The sequence below is a fragment of the Paraburkholderia bryophila genome, assembly GCF_013409255.1.
Taxonomy (GTDB): domain Bacteria; phylum Pseudomonadota; class Gammaproteobacteria; order Burkholderiales; family Burkholderiaceae; genus Paraburkholderia.
In genome coordinates this window covers 922,135-943,597 of the sequence record NZ_JACCAS010000002.1, presented here as the reverse complement: position 1 = coordinate 943,597, position 21,463 = coordinate 922,135, and the positions used below count along the sequence as shown (strand labels likewise).

Annotated in this window: 20 protein-coding genes; 16 read left to right on the top strand and 4 right to left on the bottom strand. The window is 64.4% G+C overall.

The genetic code is table 11. From position 1 onward, the window contains the following. Positions 1 to 39: 39 nt before the first annotated feature. On the bottom strand, positions 40 to 678 hold the full coding sequence (gene folE, locus GGD40_RS25555; RefSeq protein WP_035563780.1) for a GTP cyclohydrolase I FolE: 639 nt from the start codon (positions 676 to 678) through the stop codon (positions 40 to 42). 126 nt (positions 679 to 804) lie between these two features. Continuing rightward, complete coding sequence (locus tag GGD40_RS25550) at positions 805 to 1,734, bottom strand: LysR family transcriptional regulator (RefSeq protein ID WP_179745517.1); 930 nt, start codon at positions 1,732 to 1,734, stop codon at positions 805 to 807. Between the two features lie 281 nt (positions 1,735 to 2,015). Between GGD40_RS25550 and GGD40_RS25545 the strand changes: the two genes are divergently transcribed. The 5 genes from GGD40_RS25545 to pcaC are packed head-to-tail and all read left to right on the top strand — an operon-like array spanning position 2,016 to position 5,993. After that, a complete protein-coding gene (locus GGD40_RS25545; protein ID WP_179745516.1) occupies positions 2,016 to 2,714 on the top strand; it encodes a 3-oxoacid CoA-transferase subunit A in 699 nt (232 codons plus the stop codon). A 13-nt stretch (positions 2,715 to 2,727) separates the two neighbouring features. Continuing rightward, complete coding sequence (locus tag GGD40_RS25540) at positions 2,728 to 3,387, top strand: 3-oxoacid CoA-transferase subunit B (protein WP_179745515.1); 660 nt, start codon at positions 2,728 to 2,730, stop codon at positions 3,385 to 3,387. Positions 3,388 to 3,424: 37 nt separating this feature from the next. Continuing rightward, complete coding sequence (locus GGD40_RS25535) at positions 3,425 to 4,804, top strand: 3-carboxy-cis,cis-muconate cycloisomerase (protein WP_179745514.1); 1,380 nt, start codon at positions 3,425 to 3,427, stop codon at positions 4,802 to 4,804. A gap of 5 nt (positions 4,805 to 4,809) precedes the next feature. After that, complete coding sequence (gene pcaD, locus GGD40_RS25530) at positions 4,810 to 5,601, top strand: 3-oxoadipate enol-lactonase (RefSeq protein WP_179745513.1); 792 nt, start codon at positions 4,810 to 4,812, stop codon at positions 5,599 to 5,601. After that, complete coding sequence (pcaC, locus tag GGD40_RS25525) at positions 5,598 to 5,993, top strand: 4-carboxymuconolactone decarboxylase (RefSeq protein WP_179711965.1); 396 nt, start codon at positions 5,598 to 5,600, stop codon at positions 5,991 to 5,993. The genes pcaD and pcaC overlap by 4 nt, the downstream gene beginning before the upstream one ends. Positions 5,994 to 6,054: 61 nt before the next feature. Here the strand turns inward: pcaC and GGD40_RS25520 are convergent, their stop codons facing one another. Then, the gene (locus GGD40_RS25520; protein ID WP_179745512.1) at positions 6,055 to 6,804 is read right to left on the bottom strand and encodes a TetR family transcriptional regulator; all 750 of its coding nucleotides are present in this window, start codon (positions 6,802 to 6,804) and stop codon (positions 6,055 to 6,057) included. Between the two features lie 270 nt (positions 6,805 to 7,074). Between GGD40_RS25520 and GGD40_RS25515 the strand changes: the two genes are divergently transcribed. The 11 genes from GGD40_RS25515 to GGD40_RS25465 all read left to right on the top strand — a co-directional run bounded on the left by GGD40_RS25515 (position 7,075) and on the right by GGD40_RS25465 (position 21,169). After that, positions 7,075 to 8,688, top strand: coding sequence for a 6-hydroxynicotinate reductase (locus GGD40_RS25515; RefSeq protein WP_179745511.1), 1,614 nt, complete (start codon positions 7,075 to 7,077; stop codon positions 8,686 to 8,688). A 64-nt stretch (positions 8,689 to 8,752) separates the two neighbouring features. Beyond that, on the top strand, positions 8,753 to 9,700 hold the full coding sequence (locus GGD40_RS25510; protein ID WP_179745510.1) for a UPF0280 family protein: 948 nt from the start codon (positions 8,753 to 8,755) through the stop codon (positions 9,698 to 9,700). Then, the gene (locus tag GGD40_RS25505; protein WP_179745509.1) at positions 9,676 to 10,266 is read left to right on the top strand and encodes an amino acid synthesis family protein; all 591 of its coding nucleotides are present in this window, start codon (positions 9,676 to 9,678) and stop codon (positions 10,264 to 10,266) included. The genes GGD40_RS25510 and GGD40_RS25505 overlap by 25 nt, the downstream gene beginning before the upstream one ends. A gap of 64 nt (positions 10,267 to 10,330) precedes the next feature. Next, positions 10,331 to 10,915, top strand: a complete 585-nt coding sequence (locus tag GGD40_RS25500; protein WP_179745508.1) for an amino acid synthesis family protein — start codon at positions 10,331 to 10,333, stop codon at positions 10,913 to 10,915. A 31-nt stretch (positions 10,916 to 10,946) separates the two neighbouring features. Then, on the top strand, positions 10,947 to 12,890 hold the full coding sequence (locus GGD40_RS25495; protein WP_179745507.1) for an ABC transporter permease: 1,944 nt from the start codon (positions 10,947 to 10,949) through the stop codon (positions 12,888 to 12,890). After that, the gene (locus GGD40_RS25490; RefSeq protein WP_179745506.1) at positions 12,887 to 13,696 is read left to right on the top strand and encodes an ABC transporter ATP-binding protein; all 810 of its coding nucleotides are present in this window, start codon (positions 12,887 to 12,889) and stop codon (positions 13,694 to 13,696) included. Before GGD40_RS25495 ends, GGD40_RS25490 begins: the two co-directional genes overlap by 4 nt. Further along, complete coding sequence (locus tag GGD40_RS25485) at positions 13,693 to 14,406, top strand: ABC transporter ATP-binding protein (RefSeq protein ID WP_179711979.1); 714 nt, start codon at positions 13,693 to 13,695, stop codon at positions 14,404 to 14,406. The genes GGD40_RS25490 and GGD40_RS25485 overlap by 4 nt, the downstream gene beginning before the upstream one ends. A 96-nt stretch (positions 14,407 to 14,502) precedes the next feature. Further along, complete coding sequence (locus GGD40_RS25480) at positions 14,503 to 15,702, top strand: amidohydrolase family protein (protein WP_179711988.1); 1,200 nt, start codon at positions 14,503 to 14,505, stop codon at positions 15,700 to 15,702. A gap of 31 nt (positions 15,703 to 15,733) precedes the next feature. Then, a complete protein-coding gene (locus GGD40_RS25475; protein WP_179745505.1) occupies positions 15,734 to 16,252 on the top strand; it encodes a (2Fe-2S)-binding protein in 519 nt (172 codons plus the stop codon). Continuing rightward, entirely contained in the window at positions 16,249 to 19,881 is a 3,633-nt protein-coding gene (locus tag GGD40_RS25470; protein ID WP_179745504.1) for a molybdopterin cofactor-binding domain-containing protein, read from the top strand. The genes GGD40_RS25475 and GGD40_RS25470 overlap by 4 nt, the downstream gene beginning before the upstream one ends. A 79-nt stretch (positions 19,882 to 19,960) precedes the next feature. Continuing rightward, positions 19,961 to 21,169 carry an ABC transporter substrate-binding protein gene (locus tag GGD40_RS25465; protein WP_179745503.1) on the top strand — a complete coding sequence of 403 codons (1,209 nt, stop codon included), beginning with the start codon at positions 19,961 to 19,963 and terminating at the stop codon, positions 21,167 to 21,169. A gap of 28 nt (positions 21,170 to 21,197) precedes the next feature. On the opposite strand, the gene GGD40_RS25460 is transcribed toward GGD40_RS25465, so the two are convergent. Continuing rightward, positions 21,198 to 21,449: a hypothetical protein gene (locus GGD40_RS25460; RefSeq protein WP_007178046.1), complete on the bottom strand. Its 252-nt coding sequence runs from the start codon at positions 21,447 to 21,449 to the stop codon at positions 21,198 to 21,200. Positions 21,450 to 21,463 lie beyond the last annotated feature (14 nt).

Sequence of the window (21,463 nt, the reverse complement as noted above, 5' to 3'; positions counted from 1 at the left end):
AACCACGGCATGACCGCAGCCGCCCGTTCCCGCTACGTATTACGTATTGGCCACGGCCACCACGCCCGGATTCCCCACGATCGACAGAAACTCGCGACGGGTCGACGGATCGGAGCGGAACGTGCCCAGCATGCGCGACGTGACCATCGTCACGCCGGCCTTGTGGACACCGCGCGTCGACATGCATTGGTGAGCCGCTTCGAGAATCACGCCGACGCCCGCCGGTTGCAGCACTTCGTTCAGCGTGTCGGCGATCTGCACCGTCATCTTTTCCTGAATCTGCAGGCGCTTGGCGAACGCATCGACGAGACGCGCCAGCTTCGAAATGCCGACCACCCGATGCTGGGGCAGATACGCCACATGCGCCCGCCCGATGATCGGCACCATGTGATGCTCGCAATAGCTTTCGAAGCGGATGTCTTTCAACACGATCATCTCGTCGTAGCCGTCCACTTCGGAGAAGGTGCGGGCGAGGATCTCGCGCGGATCGACCTGATAGCCCGCGTAGAACTCCTCATAGGAGCGCACCACGCGCGCCGGCGTGTCGATCAGGCCTTCACGCGCCGGATCGTCGCCGGCCCAACGCAGCAGCACGCGAACGGCCGCTTCGGCTTCTTCGCGGCTCGGGCGGTCCGCGTTCGCCGCGGGTTGGGTTTTTTCTGCCTTGCTGCTGGTCATGCGGTGTTCCTCCGGGAGCGCGCGTTGCCGCTGCTGCTGGCGCGCGGGGTCAATGAGTGCGGCCATTGTTCCATGTTTTATGCCGTTTCGTGCCGATCACCCTGATCGCTGTCGGGGCGCAGGCGATTACTTCGGCCACTCGTCCATGGCGTCATTGAAGAGTTCGGCGACCACGCCGCGCAGCCAGGTCAAGCGCGGATCGTTATGAAACTTGCGATGCCAGTGCTGCCGCAGATCGAAACGCGGCAACGGCAGCGGCGGTTCGACCAGCGTGATCGACGCATGCTCCGACACGTACGCGAAACCGATCGCGTGCGGCACGGTCGCCAGCAGATCGGTACGCGCGAGGATGAACGGCAGGCTCATGAAATGCGGCGTTTCGAGCACGGCGCGCCGCTTGATGCGCTTCTTCTCCAGGAATTGCTCCAGCACTTCCTGGCTGCGTCCTTCGGCACGTACCACGGCGTGGCCCGCCGCCACGAACTGCGCGAGCGTGAGCGGCGCCTTCGTGAGCGGATGGCCGGCGCGCATCAGGCAGATGAAGCGGTGGGTGAAGAGCCGTTGCTGGAAGAAGTTGTTGCCTGCCAGGTCCGGGAAATAGCCGACCGCCAGGTCGACATCGCCCGATTCGAGGCCGCGTTCCACATTCGACGGCGACAGCGTTACCGAGCGCAGATTCGCGAACGGCGCGCGCTCGGCGAAGAGTTGCAGCAGGCGCGGCAGGAAGACGATCTCGCCGACATCGGAAAGCGCGATCGAAAAGGTGTGCGTGCTGGTGTCGGGATCGAAATCCTGGACGTCGAGCATGCCTTTCTCGATTCGCAGCAACGCGTCGCGCGCGGCCGGCAGGATGGCGAGCGCGCGCGGCGTCGGCTCCATGCCTTTGGAGGTGCGCACGAACAGCGGATCGTCGAAGTATTCGCGCAGCCGTCCCAGCGCGGTGCTCACGCGCGGCTGGCTCACGCCGAGCTGCTCGGCCGCGCGGCTGACGTTGCGCGTGTCTTCCATTGCGACTAGAAAGGGGATCAGGTTCAGATCCAGGTTTGTCTCGGACATGCTCGATTGGGCCTGCAGAGGTGCGTGTGTTGGATTATTGGCTTATCGGCATAGAGGGTAGTCTAAAAATCTCGTCTGCGGATAGTGCGGTTGGGTTCGTTGAAGACCACGAACCGTGGGTCAGGGGGAATCCCCTGCCTTGACAATGCGGCCGAAGCGCAACCATAATTGCCATAACGTTCGCTAAACGAATCCATGTTCATATAACGAACAAATCGGCGGTGAATACACCGGCAAGGCGGCAGCCCAGCGGCACGCAGCGCTCCCAAAGGAAATTCGACATGATCAACAAGATTTTCGAGTCACTTGAATCGGCCGTCGCCGATGTCCACGACGGCGCGACCGTCATGATCGGCGGCTTCGGCACGGCCGGCATGCCGTCGGAGCTGATCGACGCGCTGATCGAACAGGGCGCGCGCGAGCTGACCATTGTCAACAACAACGCGGGCAATGGCGACATCGGCCTCGCCGCGTTGCTCAAAGCCAAACGCGTACGCAAGATCATCTGTTCGTTTCCGCGTCAGACCGATTCGTATGTGTTCGACGCGCTGTATCGCGCCGGTGAAATCGAACTCGAACTGGTGCCGCAAGGCAATCTCGCGGAACGGATTCGCGCGGCCGGTGCGGGTATTGGCGGCTTTTTCACGCCGACCGCTTACGGCACCCGGCTTGCCGAAGGCAAGGAAACCCGTCTGATCGACGGCAAGCATTACGTGCTGGAGTCGCCGCTGCATGCGGACTTCGCGCTCATCAAGGCGCACAAGGGCGACCGCTGGGGCAACCTCACCTATCGCAAGACGGCGCGCAATTTCGGCCCGATCATGGCCAGCGCGGCGAAAACCGCGATCGTGCAGGTGTCGCAAGTGGTGCCGCTCGGCGCACTCGATCCGGAAGTGATCGTCACGCCCGGCATCTTCGTGCAACGCGTCATTGAAGTGCCGCAGGCGGCGCATCAAACCGCTGCCGCCACCGCCGCCTGACCCGGAGACCGACATGAAAAAACTGACTCGCGATGAAATGGCCAAGCGCGTTGCGCTGGATATCCCCGAAGGCGCCTATGTGAATCTCGGTATCGGCGTGCCCACGCTGGTGGCCAACCACCTCGCCGCCGACAAGGAAATTTTCCTGCATAGCGAAAACGGCCTGCTCGGCATGGGCCCGGCGCCCGCCAAGGGCGACGAAGACGACGAACTGATCAACGCCGGCAAGCAGCACGTCACGCTGCTTACGGGCGGCGCGTACTTTCACCACGCCGATTCGTTCGCGATGATGCGCGGCGGCCACCTCGACTTCTGCGTGCTCGGCGCGTTCCAGGTGTCGGCCAAGGGCGATCTGGCGAACTGGCACACCGGCGCGCCGGACGCGATTCCGGCCGTGGGCGGCGCGATGGATCTGGCGATCGGCGCAAAGCAGGTGTACGTGATGATGGAGCACCTGACCAAGCAGGGCGAGAGCAAGATCGCCGCCGAATGCACGTACCCGGTTACGGGCATTGCGTGTGTGGACCGTATCTATACGGACCTCGCAATGATCGACGTGACGGATCAAGGCCTCGTGGTGCGCGAGATTTTCTCCGACATCGATTTCGACGCGCTGCACAAGCTGACCGGCGTGCCACTGATCGACGGGACGCAAGCGGCGCAGGCGGGTTAAGCTTCACTCCGATCTCCCTCCGAACCTCGACGCCATCATGCTCGACTCCAGCGCCCGTCTGACCGGCCTTCTCTGCGGCACCCAGCCGATGAACGACCTCTGGGCGCCGCGCGCCACGCTGCAACGCATGCTCGACGTCGAAGCGGCGCTGGCGCGTGCGTCGGCCGCGCATCAGGTGATTCCCGCTACGGCGGTCCCCGCGATCGAAGCCGCCTGCCAGGCCGATCAACTCGACGCCGAGGCCCTCGCGCGCGACGCCGCGCTCGGCGGCAACCTCGCGATTCCGCTCGTCAAGCAACTCACCGCGCGCGTCAAAGCCGCCGACGCCGAAGCGTCGAAATACGTGCATTGGGGCGCAACGAGCCAGGACATTATCGACACGGCGACGGTGCTGCAATTGCGCGACACCTTCGCTTTGCTCGACCAGGGTTTGCAGGCCACGTGCGACGCCGTGGCGACACTCGCGGCCACGCATCGCGCAACACCGATGATCGGCCGCACCTGGTTGCAGCAGGCGCTGCCCATCACGCTCGGCCTGAAATTCGCGCAATGGCTCGACGCGTTGCTGCGGCATCGCGAACGGCTCGATGCCTTGCGTGCTCGCGTGCTCGTGCTGCAATTCGGCGGCGCGGCCGGCACGTTGGCGAGTTTGCGCGACGCCGCGCCGCGCGTCACCCAATCGCTCGCGCAAGAACTCGGCCTCGCCGCGCCCACCTTGCCGTGGCATACGCAGCGCGACCGCATCGCCGAAACGGCGGCGTTCTTCGGCATGTTGATCGGCACGCTCGGCAAGATCGCGCGCGACGTTTCGCTGCAAATGCAAACCGAAATCGATGAACTGGCCGAGCCGGCCGCCGCGGGCAAGGGCGGTTCGTCGACCATGCCGCACAAGCGCAACCCGGTGGGCTGCGCCGCCGTGCTGACGGCCGCGACGCGCGCGCCGGGGCTGGTCGCCACCGTGTTCGCCGGCATGGTCCAGGAACACGAGCGCGCGCTCGGCGGCTGGCAAGCGGAGTGGGACGCGCTGCCGGACCTCGCGCGCCTTGCGGGAGGCGCGCTCGCTAACATCGAACAGATCGCCGCCGGACTGAACGTGAACGTGCCGCGCCTCGCCGCGAATCTCGGTGTCACGCGTGGTCTGATTCTCGGCGAAGCGGTGATGCTCGCGCTCGGCGACAGCATCGGCCGGCTCGACGCGCACCATCTGGTTGAGCGCGCATCGAAGGCCGCGATTCGCGACGGGCAAACGCTGTTCGACGTGCTCGCCGCCGATCCGGCTGTTACCGAACATCTGCCGATCGAGCGGCTGAAGCAGTTGCTCGATCCCGCACACTACGTCGGCCAGGCCCACGCTTATGTGGACGCCGTGCTGGCACTTCACACCACGCGCGCACAGCGCGCCCCATCCAGGGAGTAACGGGCATGCCTTACGCCGCAGTCAACGGCACCGAGCTTCACTATCGAATCGACGGCGACCGTCACGGCAACGCGCCGTGGATCGTGCTGTCGAATTCGCTCGGCAGCGATCTGTCCATGTGGACGCCGCAGGTTGCGGCGCTGTCCCGGCAGTTTCGCGTGCTGCGCTACGACACGCGCGGCCACGGACATTCCGAGGCGCCGAAGGGTCCCTACACGATCGACCAGTTGACCGGCGACGTGCTCGGCCTGATGGACACGCTGAAGATCGCTCGCGCGAATTTTTGCGGACTGTCGATGGGCGGCCTGACCGGCGTCGCGTTGGCCGCGCGTCACGCGGACCGGTTCGAGCGCGTCGTGCTGTGCAATACGGCGGCGCGCATCGGCTCGCCGGAAGTGTGGGTGCCGCGTGCCGCGAGAGCGCGCAGCGAAGGCATGCTCGCCCTCGCCGACGCGGTCTTGCCGCGCTGGTTCACGGCGGAGTACATCGAGCGCGAGCCGGTCGTGCTCGCCATGATCCGCGACGTCTTCGTGCACACCGACAAGGAAGGCTACGCCTCGAATTGCGATGCGATCGACGCCACCGATCTGCGCCCCGAAACCGCCGGCATCAAACTGCCTACGCTGGTGATCAGCGGCACGCACGATCTTGCCGCCACGCCGGCGCAAGGCCGCGAGTTGGCGGCGTCGATTCCGGGCGCGCGTTATGTCGAACTGGACGCCTCGCACATTTCCAACATCGAGCAAGCCGACGCGTTCACGAAGACCGTGCTCGACTTTCTGACGGAGGCGAAATGAACGACGAAGATCGCTACGAAGCGGGACTCGACGTGCGCCGCGCGGTGCTGGGTAGCGCGCACGTCGATCGTTCGCTGGCGAACCGCACGGAGTTGACGGAAGAATTCCAGAACCTGATCACGCGCTACGCGTGGGGCGAAATCTGGACGCGCGAGGGCTTGCCGCGTCACACGCGCAGCCTGCTGACCATCGCGATGATGGTCGCGCTCAATCGCAGCGAAGAGCTGGCGTTGCACCTGCGCGCCGCGAAGAACAATGGCGTGACGCGCGAGCAGATCAAGGAAGTGCTGTTGCAAACCGCGATTTATTGCGGCGTGCCGGCAGCGAACTCGGCGTTCCATCTCGCCGATAAACTGTTCCGCGAAGACGACGCGGCGGCGACTGCGCCTTAACGCGGCACGTTGCCACGCTGTGAAGAAACGAAACGCGCGCCGGTCAAACGGCGTGCGTTTTTTATGCGGCGCCGCGTTCGCGCTCATTCTCCGCAGCGGAAGTGGCCCCCGCTGACGTCGACACCGCTGCCGAAGTTGCCGCGCTCGCCGGCAATTCCAAACGCACCGCGCGCAACACCGTGTCTTTGATAACCTCGCGCCAATGCGCGAGCGCCGCCTTGTCCATGAGCGGTTCGCCGAGAAACGCGCCCAACGTGTACTGGTTGGCGTTATAAAAATAGCCGAGCGACGCGATCATCAGATACACGTCGCGCGCGGCGACGTCGGCGCGAAACACCTGTTGCACCTTACCCGCATCCAGTAACTGTTGCACGACAGAAATCGCATAGCCCGAAATCTCTTTCAGCTTGAGCGACTTCTTCGCATGCTTGCCTTGATGCAGATTCTCGCTCGACAGCAGCGTGACGAACTCGGGATGATCGAGGTAATACTGCCAGACGAATTCCACCATCTGTTCGAGACCATGCACGGGATCGTCCAGATCGAGATGGAGTTGGCTTTCCGCCTCGTTGAACTGCGTGTAGATCGTTTCCAACACTTCGACGAACAGCTGTTCCTTGCTGCCGAAGTAGTAGTAAATCATGCGGTCGTGCGAACGCGCGGCCTTCGAAATACTCTCGATCCGGCCGCTGGCATAGCCTTGCTTCGCGAAGACCTTGATGGCCGCTTTGAGGATCTTGGCGCGCGTATCTTGCGCCTGCTTCGCACGGATACCGGTAGCGCCCGGTTTGCGGGCGGCAGTGGGACTCATGGCAGTCTCGGCTCTCTTTGTTAGCGTCACGTTGAACGGCATGCTACGCCCCGATGTCGCGTTGCACCATTGAAGTGAACGCCGGGAAACACGTTGCGCAGACTAATTTGATCGAGTAGATTTCTAACGAGTTTGGTGTAGCGGATACTACACGAACGGTGAGTGATCGCAACATGGAAAGCGGCGAAGCACACGAAAACGCCTTGAAACAGGGGCTATTCGTCAGCCGGAGCAGGACCGATTGTAATGTCGTCGTATGGAAACCCCGCCATGACAGAACATACGAAGGTCGATTTCGGTGCCGAGCGCGTCGACGGTGAAACCGCGTCGACGCCCGGTCCCACCGTGCTCGAAAAAGCCGCGCCGCGCAGCGAGCGCATGGCGACGAACAAGATCGAGTGCAATGCCTGCCCGGTGCTTTGTCAGATATCCGAGGGCCGCACCGGCGCATGCGATCGGTATGCGAATGCGCAGGGAAGATTGATTCGCGTCGATCCGGTGGTGTTTCTGTCGCGTGCGGATGCCGCCAGTCTCAACGCCAGCGCCGCCAACGCCGCCGATACCACGGTCGAATTTGGTGCAACGTCTTCAACGCAAGATCCGGTGGCCGACCCGTCGTTGTTCGTCACCGGTATCGGCGCATCTTCCACGTATCCCGACTACAAGCCCGCGCCGTTTATCGTCGCGTCGAAACTCGACGACGTCGATATGATCACCGTCGTCACCGAAGGGATTTTCAGCTACTGCAGCTTCAAGGTGAAGATCGACACCGACCGCTTTCTCGGCCCTGAGCAATCGAATGTGCGTTGCCAGGGCGAGATTGTCGGCCACGTCACGACTGCGGAATACGGCTCGCAAATGCTGAGCCTCGGCGGGGTGCATCATCTGACCGGCGGCAGCAAGAAAGAAGGCCGCGTGACCTGCGACATGATGCTCGCGCTCGGCAACAAGCAAGCGGTGGAATTTACGATCGACGGCGGCGCGAGTCTGGTGATTCGCGCGGGCGCCGCGCCGATCGTGGACGGTGTCGAAGAGCAGCGCATGCGAGTGGGTTGCGGTTCGGCCACCATCGGTATTTTCGCGAAACAGTGGTTCGATCACGTCGATGAAGTCGTGGTGGTCGACGATCACATTACCGGCGTGTTGACGGAACATCAGGCGGGCCGCTGTCTCGGCATGGCGCGCTCGGGTCTGAAGATTCGCGGACGTAAATCGACGCCGGGCCGTTATTTTCAGGTGGCGAATCCCGGCACCGGTTGGGGCGGCACCGACATTCACGATCCGCTGGCGATTGTCGAAGGTTTCGACCCGGCTGTCGCGAAGCCGGGCATGCGCCTGCTGATGGTGTCGACGACCGGCGAACACGCGCAGTGGTACGAACTCGATCACGATCTCGTGCCGCGTATCGCAGCCATGCCGGAGGCAGTGCGCCGCACGGTCGAACGGATTGGCGAGAACTGCGAGCCGTCGCTCGCCAGCGTGCTGTTTATCGGCGGCGCGGGCGGCAGTCTGCGCGCGGGCGCGACCGAGAATCCGGTGCTGCTCACGCGCGCGATCAAACGGAAGCTCGTCAACGTGACCTGCGGCGGCGCGCCGGCTTATGTGTGGCCGGGTGGCGGCATCACCGTCATGGTGGATGTCTCGCGTATGCCCGACCATTCGTTCGGCACGGTGCCGACGCCCGCGCTCGTTGCGCCGATTGAGTTCACTATGACGTACGACGCGTATCGCGACCTCGGCGGTCATCTCGACGCGGTGCGTTCGCTGGAGAGTGTGCTGGCGAACGGGCCGGACCATACGGAAGGCGCGCCGCTCGCGCGCCGGACTCTGGCGCGTAATCCCGACAATCCGTGGCCGCCGTCCATGCCGCCGATGCTCGGCTAACCGGCTCACGTGACGAACGAAGAAAGCGACGAAAGCGACCCATGCGACCAGGACGGCGAACGCGATGACCCCCACCCGCACCCCACTCGATGTGACCCGCTGGCACTGGCAGCACGGGCCGATCGATCTGATCCTCGACGCCGACGGCGAACCCGCGGCGCTGCAAGCCGCTTATGACGCGTGTTGGGCGCGCTTTGTCGACGTATTGCCGGAACTGGTGGCTGAACTACCGCTGCTTCGGCAACCGGTGAAGCATCAAGCGTCGTTGAGTGACGATGGTCCGAAAGGCGCCGTTGCTCGCCGCATGTGGTCCGCCTGCCATCCACATCGCGCGCGCTACATCACGCCGATGGCGGCCGTGGCCGGCAGCGTCGCCGACGAATTGATCACCGCATTCGCACGTCAAGGTATCGCCCGCGCCTATATCAACAACGGCGGCGACATCGCGCTGTATTTGACCGACGGACAGCAATACCGCGTAGGCGTGTTCGCGGACATCGCGCAGTTGTCGGACGCAAGACTCTCGAACGATCAGGCACTCGACGCCAACCTGACGCTCGATGCCGCGCATCCGATTCGCGGCATCGCAACCAGCGGATGGCGCGGCCGCAGTTTCAGCCTGGGCATTGCCGACAGCGTGACCGTGCTCGCGCGCGAAGCGGCCACGGCCGACGCCGCCGCAACGATCATCGCCAACGCAGTGAATCTCGACCACGCAGGCATCGTGCGCCGTCCGGCGTCGTCGTTGAAAGACGATAGCGATCTCGGCGACCTGCTCGTTACCGTCGACGTCCCCGCGTTACCGCAACCGTTGATCGATTTCGCGATGGCGCGTGGCGTCGAAACCGCGCGACGTCTGCGCGAACAAGGCTTGATAGAAGGCGCCGCACTGTTCCTGCAAGGACGGGTGCGCGTCGCCGGTATTCACGAGGACACACGTACCGGCGCGTTGCTCACCCAGCGCGCCCAGATGAACCAGGAGGCTCCGTGTTCGAAATACGCCGCGTGCTGACGCACGTCGAAGATATCTTTCACGAATTCGGTCCCGCGCCTGCGCAGCCGCTCAGGCGCGGCGCGATTGCCGCGGTGATGACGAATCCATTCGCCGGCCGCTACGAAGCGACCATCGAGCACGCCATGGAAGCGCTGAAACCGATCGGCTTCGATATGGCGCAGCGGTTGCTGGCGGCGATGGCGGTGCCGCATGCGTCGATTGAAAGCTACGGCAAGGGCGCGATTGTCGGCGCGCGCGGCGAACTCGAGCATGGCGCGCTGTGGCATGTTCCAGGCGGCTATGCGATGCGCGAGCTGCTCGAAAAAAACGGCGTGCCGACTAACGCAATCGTGCCGTCCACCAAGAAAGTCGGCGCGCCGTCCACCGCGCTCGACGTGCCGCTCACGCACGTCAATGCGAGCTATGTGCGTAGTCACTTCGACGCGATCGAAGTGCGCGTGCCCGGCGCGCCCGCCGCCGACGAGCTGGTGTACATCCTCGCGATGAGCACCGGGCAGCGTGTGCATGCGCGCGTCGGCGGTCTTGCGAAAGAGGCGATCGTGGGCAAGGACGGTTTGCGCTGAAGCGACGGCCGGACCGGACGCATCGGCAAGAAAGCAAAGCAGGCATTGAAACTCGGAGAGCGAAATGGCAATCAAGCTTCGCAAGCTGGTCGTGCAGGTGGACGAAACACGCATTGAAATGGGCCAGACGATCGATCCGCCCACGCGCCGCGCGGTCGCCATGGCGGTGATCGACAATCCGTACTCGGGCCGCTACGAGGCGAAACTCGATGCGTTGATCGAAGCCGGCGAAGAACTCGGCGCGTTGCTCGGCAACAAGTGCGTCGAAGCGCTGGGCATCGCACCGGGCGACGCGCAAAGTTACGGCAAAGCCGCGATCGTGGGCGAGGCGGGCGAACTGGAGCACGCCGCGGCGATCCTCCACCCCAAGCTCGGCGCGCCGCTGCGGGTGGCAGTCGAAAAGGGCGCGGCGCTGGTGCCGTCGGCGAAAAAAATGGGTACGCTCGGCACCGCGATCGACGTGCCGCTCGGTCACAAAGACGCCGCCTTCGTGCGCAGCCATTTCGACGCGATCGAAGCGCGCGTGTCGGACGCGCCGCGCGCGCACGAGATCGTCGTGGCCGTCGCGGTGACGGCCTCGGGCCGGCCGCTGCCGCGCATCGGCGGCTTGCAGGCGAGCGAGATCAAGGGCGAAGACGGTTTGCGCTGAGTTAGCATTCGGTTATTTGCCGAGGGTCGCGATGCTTTCGAATTTGCTGGTACAGCTGGTCAATGGACTCGCCGACGCGTCGACGCTGTTTCTGGTCGCCGCCGGTTTGTCGTTGATCTTCGGCGTGACGCGCATCGTCAACTTTGCGCACGGCTCGTTCTATATGTTCGGCATTTATGTCGCGTACAGCATCGCGAGCCGTTTCGGCCATACCACTGGGGGTTTCTGGCTGTCCGTGCTGGCGGCCGCGCTGGTGGTCGCAGTGCTCGGCGCGCTGGTCGAAATGATCGTGCTGCGGCGTATCTATCAGGCGCCTGAACTGTTCCATCTGCTGGCCACCTTCGCGCTGGTGCTGATCTTTCGCGATGCCGCGTTGTGGCTATGGGGACCGGAAGATCTGTTCGGACCGCGTGCGCCGCATCTGGCGGGTGCGGTCGAATTCCTCGGTCATCCGCTGCCGACATACGACATCGCATTGATCGTGATCGGACCCGTGGTGTTGCTGCTGCTTTGGTATGCATTGACGCGCACGCGTTGGGGCACGCTGGTGCGAGCCGCGACGCAGGATCGCGAAATGCTCGGCGCGCTCGGCATCAATCAGGCGTGGCTGTTTACCGGCGTGTTTTTCGTCGGCGCGTTTCTGGCCGGATTGGGCGGCGCGCTGCAAGGGCCGCGCATGTCGGCGAATCTGTCGCTGGATCTGGAGACGATCGGCAACGCGTTCGTCGTGGTGGTGGTCGGCGGCATGGGGTCGATTCCGGGCGCGTTCGTCGCCGCGTTGATCATCGCGGAGATCAAGGCGCTGTGCATTGGCATTGGGCATGTGACGATTTTCGGCGTCGGCGTGTCGTTGAGCCGCTTCACGCTGGTCGCCGAGTTCGTCGTGATGGCGGTGGTGCTGGTGGTGCGTCCGTGGGGCTTGCTGGGTCGCGCAACGGCTGCGGTGCGCGGCATGGCCGCGCCGGAAACACCGCTGCGTCCGGCGGGCAAACGCCTCAAATGGCTGGCCGCGCTTGCGTTGCTGGTTCTCGTGCTGGCGCCGCTCGCCGCGAACGCTTTCCCCTATATGCCGGTGCTGCTGGTCGAGATTCTGATCGCCGTGCTGTTCGCCACGAGCCTGCATTTCATCATGGGCCCCGGCGGCATGCATTCGTTCGGCCACGCCGCTTACTTCGGACTCGGCGCCTACGGCGCAGCGCTATTCCTCAAGGTGCTGAACCTGCCGATGGAAGCCGCGCTGCTGCTCGGCCCGCTGCTCGCGGTGGGCGGCGCGTTGGTGTTCGGCTGGTTCTGCGTGCGGCTCTCCGGCGTCTATCTCGCGATGCTGACGCTCGCGTTCGCGCAGATCGTCTGGTCGGTCGTCTTCCAGTGGGACGATGTGACTGGCGGCAGCAACGGTGTTCTCGGCTTATGGCCGTCGAACTGGTTGTCGTCACCAGTGGCGTTTTACTACCTGACGCTGGTGTGCGCCGTGATCGGCGTGTGGCTGTTGCGCAAGATGCTGTTCTCGCCGCTCGGTTACGCGATGCGCGCGTCGCGCGATTCCGTGCTGCGCGCCGAGGCGATCGGCATCGACGTCAAGCGCGTGCAGTGGGCGGCTTTCGTGATCGCGTCGCTGTTCTGCGGGCTGGCCGGTTCGCTTTATGCCTTCTCCAAAGGGACGATCTCGCCGGAAGTGATCAGCGTGAGCCGCTCGGTGGATGGCCTCGTGATGGTGCTGCTCGGCGGCTTGCAGACGCTGACCGGCCCGATTGTCGGCGCGGCTGTTTTCACGTGGCTGCAGGACACCGTGGCGCGGCAGACCGATTATTGGCAGGCGCTGCTGGGCCTCACGATTCTGCTGCTGGTGATTGCGTTTCCGCAGGGGATCGTCGGCTTTATTCGCGAGCGCTTCGGCGACGACACCGTCGACAACGCCGACAGCCGCGCCGTCGAACCCGCGCAACGCACGGCGGCGATCAAGGAGGGGCTATGAGCTTGCTGCGCGTCTCCGGTCTCTGCAAATCGTTCGGCGGTCTGAAGGCGGTCGACGACGTCTCCTTCGATCTCGAAGCCGGCCAATTGCTGGCCCTGCTCGGCCCGAACGGCGCCGGCAAGTCCACCTGTTTCAACATGGTCAACGGACAGTTGCCGCCTTCGTCCGGATCGATCCGGCTGGACGGTCAGGAACTGGTCGGCATGCGTCCGCGCGACATCTGGCGTCTGGGTGTTGGGCGCACGTTTCAGATCGCCGCGACCTTCAATTCGATGACCGTGCTGGAAAACGTGCAGATGGCGCTGGTCTCGCGCGAGCGCAAGACCTTCGGCCTGTGGAAGCCCGCGAGCGCGCGCTATGCCGACGACGCGCTCGCGCTGCTCGACCAGGTCGGCATGACTGCCGACGCTCAGCGCGCTTGCGGCGTGCTCGCGTATGGCGACGTGAAGCGCGTCGAACTCGCCATTGCGCTCGCCAACCGCCCCAGGTTGCTGCTGATGGACGAACCCACCGCCGGCATGGCGCCGAAGGAGCGCAACGAGTTGATGGCCCTGACCAAGCGTCTCGTCACCGAACACCAAATCGGCGTGCTGTTCACCGAGCACAGCATGGACGTGGTGTTCGCCTACGCCGACCGCATGATCGTGCTCGCGCGCGGCAAGCTGATCGCCGAGGGCGACGCTGAAACGATCCGCAACGACACCCGCGTGCAGGAAGTCTATTTCGGCACCGGCAAAACGTTCCAGCCGCGCGCGCCCTTGCATGAAACGGCGGCCGGCCGGCCGGGACAAGGAGCGCTGCAATGAGCGAGCCGATGCTGAAAGTCACCGGCCTCAACGCGTTCTACGGCCGCGCGCATATTCTGTTCGACGTCGGTATCGAGGTCGGCCGCGGCGAAGTCGTCGCGCTGATGGGTCGCAACGGCGCCGGCAAATCGACCACGATGAAAGCGGTCATGGGTCTGCTGCCGCGCCGTCAGGGCGAGGTCACGTTTCGTGGCCAGAACATCTCCGCGCTGCCGTCGTACAAGATTGCTCGCATGGGCATGGGCTTCGTTCCCGAAGACCGTCGCGTGTTCGCCGATCTGACGGTGATGGAGAACCTGGCCACCGGCCGTCAGCCGCCGCGCGACGGCGCGCCGCAATGGACGCCGGAAAAACTGTTCCGCCTGTTTCCCAATCTCGGCGAAATGCCGCGCCGTCCAGGCGGCCAGATGAGCGGCGGCGAGCAGCAGATGCTGACCGTATCGCGCACGCTGATGGGCAATCCGTATCTGGTCTTGCTCGACGAGCCGTCCGAAGGCGTCGCGCCGGTAATCGTCGAACAGATGGCGAACATGATTCTCGAACTCAAGCGCGAAGGGCTGTCGATTCTGTTGTCCGAACAGAACCTGCATTTCGCCGAGCTGGTCAGCGACCGCGCGTATGTGCTTGAAAAAGGGCAGATCCGGTTTAGCGGCACGATCGGCGAACTCGCGCAGAACGAGACCGTGAGGCGCGCTTACTTGAGCGTGTAATGCATGAGTGTGTGATTCCATCGGCGCGGCGAGTGGCCTGAAAAGCACTTCAGGCACGTTCCCGACGCCCGGCAGTCGTTGCGAAAGGAGAGGCAGATGGCAGCAGAGACGTTGACAGGCTTGTCGGGCAAGGTCGCGGTAACGAACATCGGGCTGCTGCTATCCGGTGACATCGATCAGCCGATTCTCGACGCGGACACGCTGGTGATCGACGACGGCGTGATCGTCGCGATTGGCCGGGAGAAAGACTGCGACCTCGAAGGCGCGCGGACCACGGTCGATTGCAAAGGCACCACGGTCGCGCCGGGCCTGATCGACTCGCACGTGCATCCGGTATTCGGCGACTGGACGCCGCGCCAGAATCAGATGGGTTGGATCGAATCGAATCTGAACGGCGGCGTCACGACCATGATCTCGGCCGGCGAAGTGCATTTGCCCGGCCGCCCGAAGGACATCGTCGGTGTGAAGGCGCTGGCCATTACCGCGCAACGCTCGTTCGAAGGCATGCGCGGCGCGGGTGTCGGCGGCGGCGTGAAGGTCATGGCAGGCGCGCCGGTGATCGAGAAGGGCATGGTCGAGGAAGACTTCAAGGAGCTCTCGGAAGCGGGCGTGAAGCTGCTCGGCGAAGTCGGACTCGGCAGCGTGAAGGGTGGCGAGGAAGCCGCGCAGATGGTGGCGTGGGCGCGCAAATACGGCATTCAAAGCACGATCCATACTGGCGGTCCGTCGATTCCCGGCTCGGGGCTGATCGATCGCGACGTGGTGCTCGCGGCCGACGCCGACGTGATCGGCCACGTCAACGGCGGCCATACGTCGCTGTCTTATCGACACGTGTGCGATTTGTGCGAGCAATCGAGCCGCGCGCTGGAGATCGTCCACAACGGCAACGAACGGATCGCATTGCTGACCGCGCGTCATGCGATCGAATTGAAGTGCCCGCACCGCATTATTCTCGGCACCGATAGTCCGGCCGGTTCCGGCGTGCAACCGCTCGGCATTCTGCGGATGATCGCGCTGATTTCGAGTCTGGCCGACGTGCCCGCGGAAATCGCCTTCTGCTTCGCGACCGGCAACACCGCGCGGCAGCGCAATCTGCGTCAGGGGTTGATCGAAGTGGGCCGCCCCGCCGATCTCGTGTTCATGGACCGCGCGCAACACACGGCCGCCGACACGCTGCTCGAAAGCGTGCAGCTGGGCGATATTCCCGGCGTCGGCATGGTGATGATCGACGGCTTGATCCGTTGCCGGCGCAGCCGCAACACGCCGCCAGCCACTGAAGTACCGGTGGTGCTGTGAGCGCGCGCCGCTCCGCCCGGCCTGCACGGTCATGAACCGCCACGCGCCGCTGACGCTGAACGTGAACGGCGCGACGCATCTCGTCGCCGCGGCGGCGGACACGCCGTTGTTGTACCTGCTGCGCAACGACCTCGCGCTGAACGGGCCGAAATTCGGCTGCGGTCTCGGCGAATGCGGCGCCTGCACGGTCCTGCTCGACGGCGTGCCGACGCGTGCTTGCGTCACTACCGCGAGAGTCGCGTTGGGCCGCGAAATCACCACGCTCGAAGGACTCGGCACACGCACGGCGCTGCATCCCGTGCAGCAGGCGTTTATCGAAGAACAGGCCGCGCAGTGCGGCTATTGCCTGAACGGCATGATCATGACGGCGAAGGCCTTGCTCGATCGCGATCCGCATCCGAGCGTCGAAACGATTCGCCGCGAGCTCTCGCGCAATCTGTGCCGCTGCGGCACGCATGTCGAGATCGTGCGCGCGGTGCAGCGTGCCGCCGAGTTGCTGGCCGCGCAGCCCGCCGCGCAATCGGCGGTGCACGAGGGCGTGCGCGCATGACCGGGCCGGATTTCAGCGTCGATCGACGCGCCGCACCGCCTTCGCGTCAGCAGTTGTATGACGCGCGCAGTGTGCTGATCGTCACGCGGCCGCCGCTGGCGCCGGTGAGGGCGGCCATCGGTCAGCCGGGATCGCGCTCGTCGTTCGTGCCGACCGAGGCGGAGATGTTTCTCGTGGTGCGCGACGACGGCAGCGTCGTCGCGTTCAATGGACACGTGGACCTGGGCACCGGCATCGGCACGGCGCTCGCGCAGATCGTCGCGGAAGAACTGGATGTGCCGCTGACGCGCGTGTCGATCGTGCTCGGTCATACGGGCGAAGCGCCGAATCAGGGGCCGACGATTGCCAGCGCCACGATTCAGATTTCCGCCGTGCCGTTGCGGCACGCGGCGGCGCAGGCGCGGCACTATCTGCTGAAGGAAGCGGCCGAACGCTTGAACATTGATGTGGCGCAGCTCGATGTGCGCGACGGTGTGGTCTTTCAGCGCGGCGACGACGCCAGAGCAAAAGGCTGCGTGAGCTATGCCGACCTGGTCGGCGGAAAACGCGTCGAGCTGCAACTCGCCACCGACGCGCCGTTGAAATCCCCCGACGCCTACAAGATTGTCGGCAAGAGTACACCGCGTGTCGATATTCCCGCGAAGGCGACCGGCGAATTGAGTTTCGTGCATGACGTGCGCCTGCCGGGCATGCTGCACGGTCGCGTGGTGCGCCCGCCCTATGCCGGTATCGCGCAGGGCGACTTCATGGGCAATAGCCTGCTGCAGGTCGACGAGAACTCGCTTAGCGATTTGCCCGGCATCGTCAAGGTGGTGGTGATTCGCGATTTTGTCGGCATCGTGGCGGAGCGCGAGGAAGTCGCGCAGCAAGCGGTGAAGCGGTTCGACGTGCGCTGGAAAGCCGTGGAAGGTTTGCCGCCGCTCGATACCAGCGAGCAGGTGGAAGCCGCGTTGCGCGCGAATCCGGCTAAACGGCGCGATCTGGTGATCGAGGGCGACGTGGACGCCGCGCTCGCGCAAGACCCGGCTCGCGTGCTGGAACGCACGTACGTATGGCCGTTTCAGATGCATGCATCGATTGGTCCGTCGTGCGCGGTGGCTGACTATCGCGAGGGTGCGCTGAAGGTTTGGTCGGGCACGCAGAATCCGCATTCGCTGCGCGCCGATCTTGCGCTGCTGATGGCCATGGACGAAGCGCACATCGAGATCGTGCGAATGGAGGCGGCCGGTTGCTACGGCCGCAATTGCGCGGACGACGTCGCCGCCGACGCCGCGTTGCTCTCGCGCGCCACCGGCAGTCCGGTGCGCGTGCAACTATCGCGCGAAGACGAGCATGCGTGGGAGCCGAAGGGCGCCGCGCAATTGATGGACGTGCGCGGCGCGTTGAACGCGCAAGGCGAATTGGCGGCGTACGACTTCGCGACGCGTTATCCATCGAACGACGCGCCAACTTTGGCGCTGTTGCTAACCGGCACGATCTCCGCGCAGCCGCAGGTGTTCGAAATGGGCGACCGCACGGCCGTGCCGCCGTACGACTATCGCGCCATGCGGATCGTCTGCGACGACATGCCGCCGATCGTGCGGGCGTCGTGGCTACGTGGCGTGTCCGCGTTGCCGAATACGTTCGCGCACGAGTCCTTTATCGACGAACTCGCGGAACAGGCCGGCGTCGATCCGGTCGCGTTTCGATTGCAGCATCTCACCGATCCGCGTGCGATCGATCTGGTCAAAGCCGTGGCTGAGAAAGCGGGCTGGGAACCGCGCAACGCGTCTGAAAACCCGGCTGAAAATGCGGCGACCCAAGAACAAGGCGACATCGCCCGAGGCCGCGGTTTCGCTTACGCCCGCTACGTACACAGCAAATTCCCCGGCTTCGGCGCGGCGTGGTCCGCGTGGGTCGCCGACATCGAAGTGAATCGCAAGAGCGGCGAACTCGCGGTGACGCGCGTGGTGGTCGGCCAGGATACCGGCACGATGGTCAATCCGGACGGCGTGCGTCATCAGATTCACGGCAACGTGATCCAGGCGACCAGCCGCGCGTTGAAAGAACGCGTGACGTTCGGCGGGAACGCGGTGACGAGCCAGGAGTGGGGCGCGTATCCGATCCTCACGTTTCGTGAAGTGCCGGTGATCGACGTGGTGATGATGCCGCGTCACGGCGAGCCGCCGATGGGCGCGGGCGAATCCGCGTCGCTGCCCGGCGCGGCGGCGATTGCCAACGCGTTGTACGACGCGACGGGCGTGCGTTTTCGCCGGCCGCCGTTCACGCCGGAGACGATCCGCGCGGCGCTCGCCGATGCGCAAGCCGAAGACGCCAGGGCACGTAAGAAAAAGCGCTGGCGCCTGGGCTTTCTCGGCGCATTCGCCGCGGGCGCGGTCGGCTGGCTCGGCGCGTTGTCGCTCGCGCCGGCTGCCATTGCACCGATCGCGCCGCCGCTCGCGAGCGCGTTCGCGCCCGAGCTCGTGGCGCGCGGCAAACTGCTTGCCGCGCTCGGCAATTGCGCGGTGTGCCACACCGCGCACAACGGCGTGCCGAACGCCGGCGGCAAACCGCTCGATACGCCGTTCGGCACGGTCTACAGCACCAACCTCACGCCCGACGGTCAGACGGGGATCGGCAACTGGTCGCTGGAGGCGTTTGTCCGCGCGATGCGGCAAGGCATTAGCCGCGATGGTCATCGGCTCTATCCGGTGTTTCCGTACACGTCGTTCCAGAACACCTCCGACGACGATCTCAAAGCGCTCTACGCATATCTGATGGCACAAACGCCAGTCCGCTCGCGTCCGCCGGAAACGAAACTGCCGTATCCGTTTAGCGTGCGTCCGCTGATGAGCGCATGGAACGCGCTGTTTCTCGGTCGCACGACTTACACCGCGAGCGCGACGCAAAGCGCGCAGTGGAATCGCGGCGCTTATCTGGTGAACGGACTCGGCCATTGCAGCGCCTGTCATACGCCGCGCAACGCATTCGGCGCCGAGAAAAGCGGTGCGGCGTTCATGGGCGGCGGCATCGCCGAAGGTTGGGAAGCGCCCGCGCTATCGACGCTCTCCACCGCGCCGGTGCCGTGGGGCGAAGACGAATTGTTCAGCTATCTGCGCTACGGTCACGCGCCGCTGCACGGCGTCGCGGCTGGGCCGATGGCGCCGGTCGTCGGCGATCTGGCGGCGCTGCCGGACAGCGATATTCGCGCGATGGCCACCTATCTGGCGTCGCTCAATCCGTTGGAGCCGAACGCCGATCCGGTCGCGGTGGCGCGTCAATACGAACAGGCCAGTGCGATCACCGGCGCGCCCGTGGGTCTCGGCGCACGGCTTTTCGACGGCGCATGCGCCGCGTGCCATCACACCGGTAGCGGGCCGCAACTGTTCGGCGCGCATCCGTCGCTCGCGCTTAACACGAATCTGCACAGCGCAACGCCTGATAACCTGATTCGCGTGATTCTCGACGGCATCGGCTCGCCTGCACGGCCCGAACTCGGTACGATGCCGGCTTACCGCGACAGTTTCAACGACGCCCAGGTAAGCGAACTCGTGTCTTATCTGCGGCAGCAATTCGCCGGTGGCAAGCCGGCCTGGCAGGACGTGGCGACGAGCGTCGCACGAATTCGCGCGACGCCGCCGGCCGAGTGAACGTTTGCTTGAATGCTTGCTTGAATGTTCGATAACAACGACCCGTATTCCCGCAATCCTTTTGATAACGGAGAAACGCATGACCACGCGCGCAGGATTCCTCTCTCGCCTCATGGTGCCGACGCTGCTGTCGCTCGCCGCGCTGAGCGCGAGCGCCCAGCAGACGATCAAGATCGGTGAAATCAACAGCTACAAGGCGCAACCCGCCTTTCTCGGGCCTTACAAGAACGGCTGGAATCTCGCGCTCGACCAGGTGAATGCGGCGGGCGGCGTGCTCGGCAAACAACTCGAAGTCGTGTCGCGCGACGACAACGGCAACCCGGGCGACACGATTCGCGTGGCGCAGGAATTGATCGCGCGCGAGCAGGTGCAGTTGCTGTTCGGCGGCTTCCTGTCGAACACGGGCCTTGCGTTGACCGACTTCGCGAAGCAGAAGAAGATTTTCTTCCTCGCCGCCGAACCGCTGACGGACAAGATCGTCTGGGCCGACGGCAACAAATACACGTACCGTCTGCGTCCTTCCACGTATATGCAGGTGGCGATGCTGGTGCCGGAAGCGGTCAAGCTGAAGAAGAAGCGCTGGGCGCTGGTGTATCCGAACTACGAGTACGGCCAGTCGGCGGTGGCGACTTTCAAGAAACTGCTGACGGCCGCGCAGCCTGATGTGCAGTTCGTTGTCGAACAGGCCACGCCGCTCGGCAACGTCGACGCGGGCGCGGTCACTCAGGCAATCGCCGATGCGAAGCCGGATGCGATTTTCAACGTGCTGTTCGGCGCCGATCTCGGCAAGTTCGTGCGCGAGGGCAATACGCGCGGACTCTTCAAGGATCGCAGCGTGGTGTCGTTGCTGACGGGCGAACCGGACTATCTGGACCCGTTGGGTGCGGAAGCGCCGACCGGCTGGATCGTGACCGGCTACCCGTGGTATTCGATCGATACGGCGGCCAACAAGAAGTTCGTCGACGCCTATCAGGCCAAGTATCACGACTATCCGCGGTTGGGTTCGGTGGTGGGATATTCGGCGTTGATGTCGATTGCGGACGGCATCAAGAAGGCCGGCTCGGTCGATCCGGATAAGCTCGCCGCCGCGTTCAAGGGACTCGGCGTGGACACGCCGTTCGGGCCGATCACCTACCGCGCGCAGGACAATCAGTCGACCATGGGCGCGTATGTCGGCGTGACGGGCTTGAAGGACGGCAAGGGCGTGATGACGTCGTACCGGTATATCGACGGCGCGAGCGTTCAGCCGTCGGATGCGGAGGTCAAGAAGCTGCGGCCGGCTGACTGAGGTTGAGTGCGGCGGCCGTCATGCGCCGCTACTCTTCGGCGTCGTGCTCGATCACAAAACGTTTCAGATAAGCGAGCACGGCGGCTTCGACCGCGCGATGATCCGCGGTGCTTTTGGAGCCCGCATTCTCTTCATCGCCGAACAGGGTGGACGGCGCGTTATGCACGTCCACCTCCTGTCCCTCGCGAAACACGCGGATCTCGTGAACGTCTTCCGCGTACTCGGCGATCCAATGCACGCCTTCAATATGCGCGCCTGCACGAACGGTCGGTATCTTCATGAGCGTCTCCCGCG

Coding starts and splice junctions, on each gene's coding strand:
- folE (WP_035563780.1), bottom strand. CDS start 678: ATGACCAGCAGCAAGGCAGAAAAAACCCAACCCGCGGCGAACGCGGAC.
- GGD40_RS25550 (WP_179745517.1), bottom strand. CDS start 1,734: ATGTCCGAGACAAACCTGGATCTGAACCTGATCCCCTTTCTAGTCGCA.
- GGD40_RS25545 (WP_179745516.1), top strand. CDS start 2,016: ATGATCAACAAGATTTTCGAGTCACTTGAATCGGCCGTCGCCGATGTC.
- GGD40_RS25540 (WP_179745515.1), top strand. CDS start 2,728: ATGAAAAAACTGACTCGCGATGAAATGGCCAAGCGCGTTGCGCTGGAT.
- GGD40_RS25535 (WP_179745514.1), top strand. CDS start 3,425: ATGCTCGACTCCAGCGCCCGTCTGACCGGCCTTCTCTGCGGCACCCAG.
- pcaD (WP_179745513.1), top strand. CDS start 4,810: ATGCCTTACGCCGCAGTCAACGGCACCGAGCTTCACTATCGAATCGAC.
- pcaC (WP_179711965.1), top strand. CDS start 5,598: ATGAACGACGAAGATCGCTACGAAGCGGGACTCGACGTGCGCCGCGCG.
- GGD40_RS25520 (WP_179745512.1), bottom strand. CDS start 6,804: ATGAGTCCCACTGCCGCCCGCAAACCGGGCGCTACCGGTATCCGTGCG.
- GGD40_RS25515 (WP_179745511.1), top strand. CDS start 7,075: ATGACAGAACATACGAAGGTCGATTTCGGTGCCGAGCGCGTCGACGGT.
- GGD40_RS25510 (WP_179745510.1), top strand. CDS start 8,753: ATGACCCCCACCCGCACCCCACTCGATGTGACCCGCTGGCACTGGCAG.
- GGD40_RS25500 (WP_179745508.1), top strand. CDS start 10,331: ATGGCAATCAAGCTTCGCAAGCTGGTCGTGCAGGTGGACGAAACACGC.
- GGD40_RS25495 (WP_179745507.1), top strand. CDS start 10,947: ATGCTTTCGAATTTGCTGGTACAGCTGGTCAATGGACTCGCCGACGCG.
- GGD40_RS25490 (WP_179745506.1), top strand. CDS start 12,887: ATGAGCTTGCTGCGCGTCTCCGGTCTCTGCAAATCGTTCGGCGGTCTG.
- GGD40_RS25485 (WP_179711979.1), top strand. CDS start 13,693: ATGAGCGAGCCGATGCTGAAAGTCACCGGCCTCAACGCGTTCTACGGC.
- GGD40_RS25480 (WP_179711988.1), top strand. CDS start 14,503: ATGGCAGCAGAGACGTTGACAGGCTTGTCGGGCAAGGTCGCGGTAACG.
- GGD40_RS25475 (WP_179745505.1), top strand. CDS start 15,734: ATGAACCGCCACGCGCCGCTGACGCTGAACGTGAACGGCGCGACGCAT.
- GGD40_RS25470 (WP_179745504.1), top strand. CDS start 16,249: ATGACCGGGCCGGATTTCAGCGTCGATCGACGCGCCGCACCGCCTTCG.
- GGD40_RS25465 (WP_179745503.1), top strand. CDS start 19,961: ATGACCACGCGCGCAGGATTCCTCTCTCGCCTCATGGTGCCGACGCTG.
- GGD40_RS25460 (WP_007178046.1), bottom strand. CDS start 21,449: ATGAAGATACCGACCGTTCGTGCAGGCGCGCATATTGAAGGCGTGCAT.